We start from the raw sequence: 12016 nt of genomic DNA on the forward strand, positions 1-12016 counted from the left end.
ATTAGTTTCGATACTCCTCTCCAGTCAGGTTGATAAACAGCGTATGCAAATCATCCGTCCCATGTTGTGCTAACAAATCAGTCGTCATTCCCTTCGCCATCACTTTACCATGATCTATCAGCGCCAATTCATCACAAAATTCCTGTGCTTCATTCATGTGATGGGAAGTATAGATAATGGTCGTCCCTTCTATATTAAGTTGATTCAAAAAACGAATGATAGCATGTTTACTTTGTACATCGACCCCTACAGTAGGTTCATCCAAAAACAGTATTTTCGGACTATGAATAATCCCTATTGCCAAGTTAACGCGGCGTTTCATCCCACCAGAGAAGCTACCACATGGTTTATCAGCGACCTCTGATAGTCCTAAAATAACCAGTAACTCCTCACTTCTTTTGTTAATCTCCCCTTTGCGCATGTTATACAGCGCACCAAAGTATTCTAGATTTTGTCGGGGGGATAGCTCGCCATACAAAGCATATTCTTGAGGGACAAACCCAATGACATTTTTCAATGCTCTCCCTTCCAACTCACGCTTATCTTTTGTATAATAAGTCACAGAACCTGAAGAAGGTTCTAAAAAACCACACATGATGGAAATCAAACTTGTCTTACCAGCTCCATTTGGTCCCAGCAAGCCAAACTTCCTTCCTGCCGGAATCTTCATATTGATTTGACTCAGGCTATCCTCCATCGCTCCTGGATAGCGTTTGTGCATATCTAAGATATCGACATGTGAGATTTCTGACATTATTTTAATTTGATTTTGCTGAGCGACTCAAAAGTCGCTTTCTCTTTGTGATAGATATCTATCATCATGTCAGCTGTCTGATCAAAGTCCTTTTGCTCGGTGATCCGCCCTTTGTACACACCTGCCATTTGCACAGCGGTGCTACGCCACATATCTCCAGCAGCTGTGATATCTTCAGAGATTCGCATTAATTCATCATTGTTCAATATCCCAGCCGCCTGCTCTAAGAATGCTCCGTAGATGAAACGAAAGCCTCCTCCTCCTGTGCCTATTTCTTCCTGCATTCGTACGATCTGACCGAGATATAAACCTGCTTTTCGCACGCCTAATTTATCGCGCCACTTACGCACTTTTCCTGCGGTGTATTTAATACCTGACACGCCAGCTATACTCCCAGGTATTTTGAGCATGTCCCGCACATTTCTTTTGATGCCGCTGATCACGGCTTTTTTGAGTCTTTCCTCGCTGATCTCTCCAAACGCCTCTGGATAATACACATGCCCACTAGGCGCCAATGCTCCTTTGGCAAAACGAACCTTGTTGAGCTCCTCTACTGTCAGTCTATTCGTCCCCTCCATCACTGGATCGCTCACAAGATATTCACCGTTCTCATAACCATAGATGATGAGGTTATGTGCATTGAAGTGAAATCGATATTCCTTGGGAAAGTAAGGCAGATGAAATACGCCTACCTGACAGCCAACTGGCACGCCACTATCAATCAAAGCACGGAGGTAATCATCCGCCGCCTCTTCTGACCTGAATTTTTTTCGTTTCACTTTGACATTCAATGCTTTGGCGGTTCGCTGAAAAATCGCCCCTGGCATAGTCCTAAACGATATCGCTGGCCCACCATTCACTTGCATGAAAGGGATGTGGATATAGAACAATCCCGACCCTATCCCAAAAGCAAGAGGCTCATTGATAAAATCTACACCATGGTGTTTGAGCAGACTGGTCGTCACACCGTTTTCACAGTGGGCGGATTGTATGTGGTTAAATTCGTTGATCACGATAGGTCAGGGGATTTTAATTCTTCGATAGTGATGTCAAAAGCCTTGGCATATTTCTCCAGCTTATGGTCACTTAGTTTTTTGAATACTGAGGGTTTGAAATGTCTCTTGATCGTGATAGCCCAAAAACCTGTATAGCCAGTTATCGTCGGCATGTCCATCAACGTCTTTTCTTTGAAGTAATAAACGGGACTTTTCTCTCCGCTCAGCACTGCCTGTTTCGCTTCCTCTATCTTTTCATTTACATCGTCCCAGGCATTGTCCAGAGCGTCCTTCTTAACATCCCATCCTTGGCTCAAGGCTGAAGTATATTTCCCATCTTCGTCTTTGGCATAGACTACTTCCCTCAGTACATTCTTGAGAGCACTTTCGTCTTGAGGGATGTCTTTTTTCTTCATCAGGTTGGGTTTTATAGTAGTATTAGCAAACAGTCAAGTAGCAGAACACATAAGAGAATCTTGAACTTTCGGGGACAGCCAAAAGAATTTTCTCCCCCTTCTTGAGCTTACCACTATTCATCAGCTCATCGACCATTAGGTAAATAGAACCTGCCCCCACATTGCCTTTGCTATCTAGGTTGGTAAACCATTTCTCTTTGGGAATTCCCATACCATTAGACTCTAGAATATCTGCGATTTTGTCCTCAAAGAAAAAACTCGACAGGTGTGGCAAAAAGTAATCCACCTCCTCCACATTTTGTCCTTTCTCTTTTAGTATTTTGATCAGGTGATTGAAACCCAGACTCACGATATTTTTGTCCAGCAGACGAGTATCTTGCTTGATAGTCAAAATCGACTCCTTCATGATATCATCTGGCGCATAGTCCATGTAACTTTTGAGCGAGCCATCTTCCATTTTTTCAGACGCCATGTACATACAGGCCTCCTCTCTGTTGGCATAGGATATACCATCGATCCACTCAACCTTTAAGCTTATACCATCAGGAGTAGGCTGGTCTTCTAGAAGAAAAGTAGCTGCACCATCAGAGAGCATCCAACGCAAAAAGTCCTTCTGAAAAGCCACCATCGGGTTCTGCTCCAGGGCTTCCAAATGACGTACTTCGTCCTCGAACTGCTCCGACCTTAATATTCGTGACAGTCTCTCCGATCCAGTCGTAATAGCCTTCTTTTTGTCGCCTACTTTGATAGACATATATGCGTATTTGAAGGCATGCATCCCGGAGCAGCATACACCCGAAGGAGATACCACCTCGATAGACTCCATTTCGGGTAGCCAGCCGTGTACCATTACAGCATGCGAAGGCATCATCTGATCAGGCGTGGATGTACCACAGGTCAACAAATCAACCTCCCTGATTTCTTCAGGGCTTTTATCAAACAGTTTCTTGATCGCTAGTGATACCATCTGCGAATTGGTATGGGTAGCTTCCCCATTCTTCTTGATCGCATAGTGTCTTCCTTTGATCTTATTATTCCTTAATACAATGGCTTTAGAACGTGATTTAGCACCATTGACGTATCCCAAATAATCTTCCATCTCCTCATTGCTGATTAGATCATTTGGCAAAAAACTTGACGTTCTTGTAATATAAACTTCCGGCATCTTCTAGTCAGTTAACCCCACAATAATACTCTTTTTTCTTTTTAATCGCCCCTAAGGTCAGTGGTCTTAAAATTAAATTAAATATCACCAATACAACTGGAGAAACCACAAACAAAGCAAAGATCAGGTAGTACTTAAATACCACCAACCACTTTCTTCTTTTCTCGGGTGTCGTTCCTTTTTTCTGGACGATATTAGCCCAAATTCTAAATAACTTCTTCGCACGCTGTTCGATGAACAGGATATTGGTAGGTACTTTCACCTTGCCTAGAGACAGCAGATTTAACTGCAAATCTTCGTAGTTTCCCTTGTCCCAAGTGCGCTTTATCATCTCTCCAAACTCGTCCGCAGACATGATATCTTCGTCGTTGACTCCTGGTTTAGGAAATATACCGTAAGGCTTTGTCTTCTTTCCTTTGAGCATCCAGTGTAGGATCGACACAACACTAGCTAGGTTGTCTGATCGATCTATCAGCGGAATGTTACCCACGAGACGTGCCCCCGCAGTTTTGAGCATGGCCTTTACACTTTCCTGCGAGTTGAGCCACATATTACGCGCTCCGATCACTGTGACTACAGGTTTACCCTTGACCAACGCTCGAAAATGATCATCCATCAGTAGAGAAGTCGTCGGGATAGACGGAGACAAAAACCAAGGCTGGTACCCCAGTACCACCAGATCATAATTCTCCTGTGAAGTCACAAAAGGGGCTACACGTAGTGGAATCTCCATGACAGACTCAGGGAATACGTCAAAAAATCTCTCGCTCGTCCATGGAAAAGCATACGGCTCGACCATCTCTATTTTGACTCGCTCTACGGATATAGCGTCAAATGGCTCGAACATTTTGTCTAAAATCTCATCAAGCTGCCCCGTCTGGGAGTAGTTGATTGCTAAAATTTTCTTCATGCAGGTTAGTTGCTATTTAGGAAGTTCTGATGACGGCATAAATTCTGAACTTTGTGCATAATTCGCGATTTGCTTGCGCAGAGACGCTGAGAGATCAGAATAATTCTCCAATATCATTTTTTTATCTTCATCCATATTGTCCTTATAACCTAGAATACCAGGACTTTTCTCTTGAACCGCGAGACGCAAAAATCGAAATTCAATATTAGCTCCATCTGCTTCTATCTCTTCTTCGAGCATGGTCGCTCCTTCTTTAAAAGCTTTCACTTTATCCGCTACTCCTTTTACGAAAGATGCCTTTTTGGTCAGTAATGCACCTGTATAAGCTCGAACCTCAGCACTTTCAGATTCTTTTTCCAGCTTAGCCAGAGCAGTGGTCACGAGCTCCATAGAATCTCCCGACAGGGCTTTGTACACGATCTTCGAATCAATACGAACTGGTGTACTAATCAACATCGAAGTAGCGAAAATAACAAGTAGAATTTTCATTGAGCTTAGATATCTGGGTTGTTTTGTTGTTCAGCTCTACGTTGTGTCTAGCTAACAAATTCTTGCAATATAATCGACAAAATAAAAATTATCGCCTCAGATCATTTTAGTTAATCTAAATTTATCGGCAAATAGTCATCATTAGACTATTGCAACACCTACGACTTATACATTTATGGACGACAGATACGATGTGATACTCATGGGGGGCGGGTTGGCTGGACTAACCCTTTCGCTCCAATTACAAAAAGAAAATCCAGAGATCAAGATCCTCATGCTAGAGCAGAGAAAAAGTGAAGCGCCGACTGCTGCCCACAAAGTCGGTGAATCTACCGTAGAACTCGGTACCTACTACCTACGGGAGGTTCTCAACCTCAAAGACTACTTGGATGCTGAACAACTCCCCAAGCACGGTCTCAGGTTTTTCTTTTCTCCCAAACACAAAGACAACATCGAAAGACGTGCCGAACTAGGCCCAAGAAAACGCCTCCCCATCCCTAGTCACCAGTTGGACAGAGGTAGTTTCGAAAACGAACTCATCCGTCGCAGCAAACTCGGAGGCACAGAACTCAAAACAGGTGCTCGTGTCAAAGAAGTCGAATTTGGTAAAGAGTTACATACCGTTACCTACCTGTGCAACGGTGAATCACAAACAGCACAGGCACGTTGGGTCATCGATTGCACTGGTCGTGGTGCGGTACTCAAACGCCAGATGGATTTCCAAAAACCTGTCGAACACAACATCAACGCTGCATGGTTTAGAATCAAAGGAGAAATAGATGTACACCAGTGGTCCAAGAATCCAGACTGGACGGATCACCTCGAACCTGGTCTCAGACGGCTAGGCACGGTACACCTCATGGATACTGGGTACTGGCTTTGGTTCATCCCATTATCCTCTGGCAACACCAGTGTAGGAATAGTCGCTGACCCACGGTTTCATGATTTCACCGATTTCAACACAAAAGAAAAAGCCTTTGAGTGGATACGAAAAAATGAACCACAAGCATTTGAGAAAATAGGCTCACGCCAAGAGGATGTTCTGGATTTCCTATTCCTAAAGCACTACTCGCACCACAGTGGTAAAATCTACTCGGAGGATCGTTGGGCTGTAACAGGCGACTCAGGTGTATTCCTAGACCCGCTCTACTCACCTGGTACGGATTTCATCGCAATGAACAACAGTTGGATAACCGACCTAGTCACCAAAGACCTAGCTGGAGAATCCATTTTCATCCATGCAGACGTCTATGAAAAAACACACTTTGGTATTTTCGAACAATGGATACCTACCTACTTGGACAAATACCAGCTCATGGGCAACAGCCAAATCATGATTACCAAAATCTTCTGGGACTGGGCCATCTACTGGTCCTTTTTCACACTCATCTTCACCAACAAAGGGTATACGAACCTAAGAGTCCTCAAAGCTCTCTTTGCGAGTGAAGATAGTTTGGGAAGGAAAATGGGCATTCTCAATCAGAAGGTTCAAGATTTGTTTATCGCTTGGAGACCCCATGACAAAGGAGATCTCTCAGACATCTACGTCGATCCTTTTGATCTACAGTGCCTGAGACGCTTTCACCATGGTCTCGAAATCCAACATGAAACAAAGGCGCTACTAAATCAAATCAACACCAACGTCACGCAAGTAGAATATCTAGCCGCAGAACTATTTAGACAGGTCAGTCACTATGTGCATCAGACACCATTAGATATGCCAGTAGACCCATATAGCATGGATTTGAATCAGGTCAATACCGCACCAGAAAACGGGCTACTGCCAGATGCTAATATTCGGAAAGATGTTGCGTCTATGTGGTTTTACAAAGAAGCAACTGTCTAATCATTAAGCCCAAAAACACATGAAAGCATACACTATCAGTGGTCTGGGGGCTGATGAGCGCGTTTTTCAAAAATTAGACATAGGCTATGAAACGATTCATCTATCATGGATAAAACCAAAGAATAGAGAGACGTTAGGTGCTTATGCTAAACGCCTTGCGGAGCGGATAGATCAGTCCGAACCCTTTGTACTAATCGGTGTGAGTTTCGGAGGGATGATCGCTACAGAAATTTGTGATTTCCTCAAACCCCAAAAAGTCTTTCTAATATCATCCGCACAGACACGTCGTGACCTCAATACCATCTTTCGCCTAGTTGGTAGAACTGGACTTTTCCCGCTCCTACCTACTTCATTCTTCAATCCCAAACCAGAACATGTCGCGAAAATTTTCGGAATCCTACCAAAAAACAAACCGTTGCTGTTCGAAATCTTAAAAGACAGTGATAGGTCTTTTGCACAATGGGCAGTACATCAAATTGCTAATTGGAAAAACACAACCCTCCGACCTGAGATAGTCATGATACATGGGGCAGATGATCTAGTGATCTCCTGTCCTAAACGCCCAGATGTACTCACACTAGAAAACACAGGACATGCTATGATCATAGACCGAGCATCAGACATCAATTTATTGATTAAAAACGTATTGAATACGCAAGAGCATAACCTATGACAATCGTTAAGAAAAAAGCCACACGTATCGTCCTCTCCATCACTGCGCTGCTACTTCTAATTACAGTAGGGCTAGGGACATTTTTCGTTTCAAATGATCCTCCGATCCTTAACGGAGAAGTACTATATCAGATCCTCTACAAAGAAGGACGCTATCTAGATATCTACCGACCTACCCAAAATAGCTATACTAAGAGCCCCGTTCTCCTCTACTTTCACGGAGGGGCATGGGTAACAGGACGAAAAGAAGCCATCAATGTCAACCGCTATAATGACGCCATCAACAATCTACGCCAGAATGGATACACCATCATCACGCCAGAGTACACGCTCGCTGATGGAGACCAATCCCCTTTTCCTCGATGCATTATAGACGCCTATGATGCGCTACACTGGGTGAAGCAACATGCAGACGAGTACCAGCTTGACATCAACAACATAGGTCTATTCGGAGAGTCTGCTGGAGCACACATCGCCATGATGACCGCCTATAGTCAGATGGAAGATTTTGAGGTGGGAGATAGCATCCCAGCGATCCACTACGTGATCGACGTGTATGGCCCTACTGATCTAGGTTTGCTCTACGAATACCAAACGATGGATAGCCTCAACTCCGTCATGGAAAGTGTCCCGAATACCATCGTGAGAACCCTCAACCTGACCGAGCAAGTCTGTGGATTTAATCCTCGGAAAGACAGCATACGTGCACAAGACTTCATGAACACCTATTCTCCACTAAGGCGAATCGCTCAAGAAGTACCTCCGACATTGATCATCCAAGGAGATAGCGATCTGATCGTACCCTATGGCCAATCCGATGCACTACGTCAAAAATTCGAAGCGTTAGAAATCGGTCATGAGTTTCACGAACTCAAAGGGGTGGGACATGCCTTTAGAGGTGCTTCAAAAAGTCAAAAGGACAGTGTGCAAAACTGGATTGTAGAATTCGTCAAACGACACTACCAGTCGTAACAAGTGGACATCTATTTTAGGAAGAAGCTACCAATAACAATATAAAGGCTCCTACCATCACCCAAAACTTATACACCGCCAACGCTGGAATGATGACCAAGTTGAGTTGCATGAGTACCATGAAAATCACCAAAATAATGGCGATGAGTTTTAATGTAGATCTAGTTTGACTGCTCATTGTAGCTGCTGTTTTTGAGGCTCAATATTAACGACAAATTAAGAAAATCCATATTCGGCTAGTTTTAATTTAGAATTAAAATTCACTACTCCCGTTTGAATCCAAAATTAAATATCTTGTCGCCATGATTCTAGATGACAAAAAAACCATCAACGCATGGTGCTCCTATGACTGGGCCAACTCGGTGTACAACCTTATCGTGACCACTGCCATATTTCCGATCTACTACACCAATGCCACGCAGGCAGCCTTCGGTGGTGACTTGGTAACATTTTTCGGGATAGAAATAGACAGTTCAGTCCTATATTCTTATGCTATTTCCTTTTCATTTTTGATTGCGGTTATCCTTTACCCAGTCCTCTCTGGGATCGCTGACTATCGCGGTGCTAAAAAATCCTACATGCGATTCTTCACCTATTTAGGATCACTCGCTTGTATGGGACTGTTCTTCTTCGATGGTGCCAATATCGAGATCGGTATTCTACTCGCCATTACAGCGAGCATAGGCTATGCCTCATCGGTCGTATTCTACAATGCCTTCTTGCCAGAGATCGCCTCTGAGTCCAAAATGGATGCCGTGAGCGCCAAAGGGTTTTCTATGGGTTATATTGGCAGTGTACTGCTCCTCATCGTGAGTTTGGTACTGGTGCAGATGCCTGAGACTTTTGGGTTCGATGGAGCAGGTAGCGCCACCCAATTTGTTTTCCTACTAGTCGGGCTTTGGTGGTTCGGTTTTGCGCACATCGCCTTTGCGAGACTCGAAGACAGACCTACCAAAAACAAAATAACTTCGCAAGTCCTCAGTGCAGGATTTCGTGAATTACAAAAGGTATTCACCAGTCTAAAAGAACGTGCCAGTGCACTGCGTTATCTCAGTTCGTTCTTTTTTTACAGCATGGGGGTTCAGTCTGTCATGCTACTTGCCCCGCTCTTTGCAGCAAAAGAGATCGGTATGGAGTCCGTCGAGATGATCATCGTGATCTTGATCATTCAACTCGTTGCTATCGGTGGTGCTTATTTATTTGCATGGATATCCATCCTAAAAGGTAACAAAACATCGATCATGCTCGCCATTATTATCTGGATTGGGATATGTATCATGGCCTATATGATTCAAGATAAAACGTCCTTTTATGGACTAGCTGCCGTACTTGGACTCGTCATGGGAGGTATCCAGTCCATCTCCCGATCCACCTACTCTAAATTGATCCCTGAGGGCACCAAAGACACGGCTTCCTATTTCAGTTTCTACGATGTGACTGAAAAAATCGCCATCGTACTCGGTACGCTGACCTATGGAGCCATACTGAGTCTCACGGGTACAATGCGTAATTCTATTCTGTTTATGACACTATTTTTCGGTATTGGGCTTTTGATTCTGTTCTTTACTAAACTTCAGTCCAAAGAAGATTGATCTATCGCATCCTTCGATTCATTCTCAGGATAGCTATTCACATATTTTACAAGAAAGTAGCCATCAGCAGGCCGTCAGTATCCATCTCTGACGGCCCGTTGATCATCATGTCCAACCATCCCAATACACTGATGGACCCGCTGCTACTCGCGATCATTTTCAAGCAAAAGGTTGGTTTTTTGGCGAATGCCTCCATCTTCGTCCATGCGGTAATCAACCGAGTCTTCGACTACTTCCATGTCATCCCCGTCTATCGTCAGCAAGACGTCAAAGCAGGTCAGGAGATAGACAACCAAGACAGCTTTCGCGCATGCTACGACTATTTAGAGCAAAACAATACGCTCGTCATATTCCCAGAAGGTACCAGCGTACACGAACTCAAACTTCGTAAAATAAAAACTGGTGGCGTACGTATTGGATTCGGAGCAGAGGCACGCAGAGCTTTTGGGCTGGGGGTCAAAATCCTACCTGTCGGGATTTACTACAACCACCCCACGCAGTTTCGCAGTAAAGTCCATATCAATATAGGCGAACCCATCAGCCTCCAAAACTATCGCAGCGAATATCAGCAGAACGAAATAGCCACCGTACAACAGCTCACCAACGAACTGCGCATCAAGATGGAAACCCTGACGATCCATACAGAAAATGCAGAGCAAGAAGCACTATTCTACAAAATCAAGAAGCTCTACAAACCACAACTAAAAGAAGAGCTAGATGCAAAAAACGATCATGAAGACTTTGTCATCAATCAAGAAATCGCACACGCCATACGCTTCTTTCATCTCCACGTACCCACCCAATACCAAGAACTAAAGCAAAAGGTAGAAGCATTAGACGAGCTTTCTACTCAGGTTAAATCCAAGAGCAACTTTGACAAAAGCTATGTCGGACTCTGGATCATGACTGTTCTCAAGTCGCTTTACCTCATACTGGCAAGCCCACTCTTTGTCATGGGTCTGGCCGGGAATTATCTCCCTTTTCAACTCCCCAGTTGGTTGGCGCGCAAAATCTCTCAAGAGAGAGAATACCATGCCTCTATCACTATGGTACTAGGCATGATCACCTTTCCGCTCTACTATACACTACTCACTTGGATCCTGAGACACTACCTCACACTCCACTGGGAACAAGCCACACTCTGCTTTATCGCTTTTCCTTTATTTGGTATATATGCCCTGCATTATTATAAATTTGCCAAAAGGATGAGACACTATATGAGCGTGCTGTTAAGTAGTTCCAAAAAAGAGCAACTGCGCAACCTCAAGCTTCTGAAAACAAGTGTCACACACCAACTAGACAATGCCAAACAAATGTATCTCGATAGACTAAATCACCATGACTAAAATATACCACAACCCCAGATGTCAAAAGAGTAGAAACACACTGAGCATACTCGAAGAAAGACAGGAAGACTTAGAAATCATTGAATACCTCAAAACGCCTCCGACGCACGCCGAATTATCTGAGATCATCTCTATGCTAGGAATCAAAGCAGAAGACCTGCTGAGAAAAGGAGAAAGCATCTACAAAGAACAGTACAAAAAACAACGCCATAGTGATCCAGAATGGATTGATATCATGGTCGCCAATCCCAAATTAATCGAGCGTCCCATCATCATCAAAAACGGAAAAGCTGTGATCGGTAGACCTCCAGAAAAGGTCCTTGAAATTATTTGATTCACTAAAACAAACGTAATCAAAGGCTTAGAAAATAATCACAATATTTTTAGTCTATTTTTCATTTCGACTTTGCAGTTCTCTTAAATCTTATGCTATATTTGCATCTCGTTTTTGAGGGGTAGATAAAGCCTCAAGGAAATGAGGATGATTTTTTATCCCGGAGAGGTGGGTGAGTGGCTGAAACCACATGTTTGCTAAACATGCGAACGGGTTAAACCGTTCCGGGGGTTCGAATCCCCCTCTCTCCGCAAGAAACTAAGGTCTGCTAGCTCAACTGGATAGAGCAACTGCCTTCTAAGCAGTAGGTTTCAGGTTCGAGTCCTGAGCGGATCACAAAAAATTGTCGAATTACCGGAGACAATAACAATTCGGGATGTGGCGCAGTCCGGTAGCGCACCTGGTTTGGGACCAGGGGGTCCCAGGTTCGAATCCTGGTATCCCGACTTTGAAAAGCCACTCAAGAGAGTGGCTTTTCTTTTTCAATTTTGTTTGTAGATTTCACTCCATCGGTTTTAGATTTAC

Annotated in this window: 13 protein-coding genes and 3 tRNA genes; 9 read left to right on the forward strand and 7 right to left on the reverse strand. The window is 43.8% G+C overall.

What is annotated here, in order from left to right; translation table 11 throughout:
• Window position 1: 1 nt before the first annotated feature.
• Genes BGP76_RS09785 through BGP76_RS09810 form a run of 6 tightly spaced genes read right to left on the reverse strand, consistent with a single transcriptional unit; the run spans window position 2 to window position 4729 of the window.
• The gene (locus BGP76_RS09785; protein WP_073125518.1) at window positions 2–754 is read right to left on the reverse strand and encodes an ABC transporter ATP-binding protein; all 753 of its coding nucleotides are present in this window, start codon (window positions 752–754) and stop codon (window positions 2–4) included.
• Complete coding sequence (locus BGP76_RS09790; protein WP_185146844.1) at window positions 754–1767, reverse strand: BtrH N-terminal domain-containing protein; 1014 nt, start codon at window positions 1765–1767, stop codon at window positions 754–756. The genes BGP76_RS09785 and BGP76_RS09790 overlap by 1 nt, the downstream gene beginning before the upstream one ends.
• On the reverse strand, window positions 1764–2165 hold the full coding sequence (locus BGP76_RS09795) for a hypothetical protein (RefSeq protein WP_073125522.1): 402 nt from the start codon (window positions 2163–2165) through the stop codon (window positions 1764–1766). Before BGP76_RS09795 ends, BGP76_RS09790 begins: the two co-directional genes overlap by 4 nt.
• A gap of 22 nt (window positions 2166–2187) precedes the next feature.
• Window positions 2188–3330: a beta-ketoacyl-ACP synthase III gene (locus BGP76_RS09800; protein ID WP_073125525.1), complete on the reverse strand. Its 1143-nt coding sequence runs from the start codon at window positions 3328–3330 to the stop codon at window positions 2188–2190.
• A 7-nt stretch (window positions 3331–3337) separates the two neighbouring features.
• A complete protein-coding gene (locus BGP76_RS09805) occupies window positions 3338–4240 on the reverse strand; it encodes a hypothetical protein (protein WP_119844533.1) in 903 nt (300 codons plus the stop codon).
• A gap of 12 nt (window positions 4241–4252) precedes the next feature.
• Window positions 4253–4729 (reverse strand): hypothetical protein, encoded by a 477-nt coding sequence (locus BGP76_RS09810; RefSeq protein WP_147407442.1) that lies wholly within the window; start codon window positions 4727–4729, stop codon window positions 4253–4255.
• Between the two features lie 175 nt (window positions 4730–4904).
• Here BGP76_RS09810 and BGP76_RS09815 point away from each other — a divergent pair, with 175 nt between their 5' ends.
• From BGP76_RS09815 to BGP76_RS09825, 3 genes are read left to right on the forward strand one after another with little or no spacing between them, the layout of a single operon-like run.
• Window positions 4905–6575: an NAD(P)/FAD-dependent oxidoreductase gene (locus BGP76_RS09815; protein ID WP_119844535.1), complete on the forward strand. Its 1671-nt coding sequence runs from the start codon at window positions 4905–4907 to the stop codon at window positions 6573–6575.
• Window positions 6576–6594: 19 nt separating this feature from the next.
• On the forward strand, window positions 6595–7248 hold the full coding sequence (locus BGP76_RS09820) for an alpha/beta hydrolase (RefSeq protein WP_119844536.1): 654 nt from the start codon (window positions 6595–6597) through the stop codon (window positions 7246–7248).
• Window positions 7245–8219 carry an alpha/beta hydrolase gene (locus tag BGP76_RS09825; RefSeq protein WP_119844537.1) on the forward strand — a complete coding sequence of 325 codons (975 nt, stop codon included), beginning with the start codon at window positions 7245–7247 and terminating at the stop codon, window positions 8217–8219. Before BGP76_RS09820 ends, BGP76_RS09825 begins: the two co-directional genes overlap by 4 nt.
• A gap of 16 nt (window positions 8220–8235) precedes the next feature.
• On the opposite strand, the gene BGP76_RS20320 is transcribed toward BGP76_RS09825, so the two are convergent.
• Window positions 8236–8397 carry a hypothetical protein gene (locus BGP76_RS20320; protein ID WP_158584213.1) on the reverse strand — a complete coding sequence of 54 codons (162 nt, stop codon included), beginning with the start codon at window positions 8395–8397 and terminating at the stop codon, window positions 8236–8238.
• Between the two features lie 124 nt (window positions 8398–8521).
• Between BGP76_RS20320 and BGP76_RS09830 the strand changes: the two genes are divergently transcribed.
• From BGP76_RS09830 to BGP76_RS09855, 6 genes are all read left to right on the forward strand, one after another.
• Complete coding sequence (locus BGP76_RS09830; RefSeq protein WP_119844538.1) at window positions 8522–9811, forward strand: MFS transporter; 1290 nt, start codon at window positions 8522–8524, stop codon at window positions 9809–9811.
• Window positions 9808–11157, forward strand: a complete 1350-nt coding sequence (locus BGP76_RS09835) for a 1-acyl-sn-glycerol-3-phosphate acyltransferase (RefSeq protein WP_119844539.1) — start codon at window positions 9808–9810, stop codon at window positions 11155–11157. The genes BGP76_RS09830 and BGP76_RS09835 overlap by 4 nt, the downstream gene beginning before the upstream one ends.
• Window positions 11150–11491: an arsenate reductase (glutaredoxin) gene (arsC, locus tag BGP76_RS09840; protein WP_073125546.1), complete on the forward strand. Its 342-nt coding sequence runs from the start codon at window positions 11150–11152 to the stop codon at window positions 11489–11491. Before BGP76_RS09835 ends, arsC begins: the two co-directional genes overlap by 8 nt.
• Window positions 11492–11653: 162 nt before the next feature.
• Window positions 11654–11742 (forward strand) — tRNA-Ser (locus tag BGP76_RS09845).
• An 11-nt stretch (window positions 11743–11753) separates the two neighbouring features.
• Window positions 11754–11827: transfer RNA gene (locus BGP76_RS09850), tRNA-Arg, on the forward strand.
• A 36-nt stretch (window positions 11828–11863) separates the two neighbouring features.
• Window positions 11864–11937, forward strand: a tRNA-Pro gene (locus tag BGP76_RS09855).
• The last annotated feature ends 79 nt before the right edge of the window (window positions 11938–12016 follow it).

The organism is Reichenbachiella sp. MSK19-1 (genome assembly GCF_003590315.1).
Classification (GTDB): Bacteria; Bacteroidota; Bacteroidia; order Cytophagales; family Cyclobacteriaceae; genus Reichenbachiella; species Reichenbachiella agariperforans.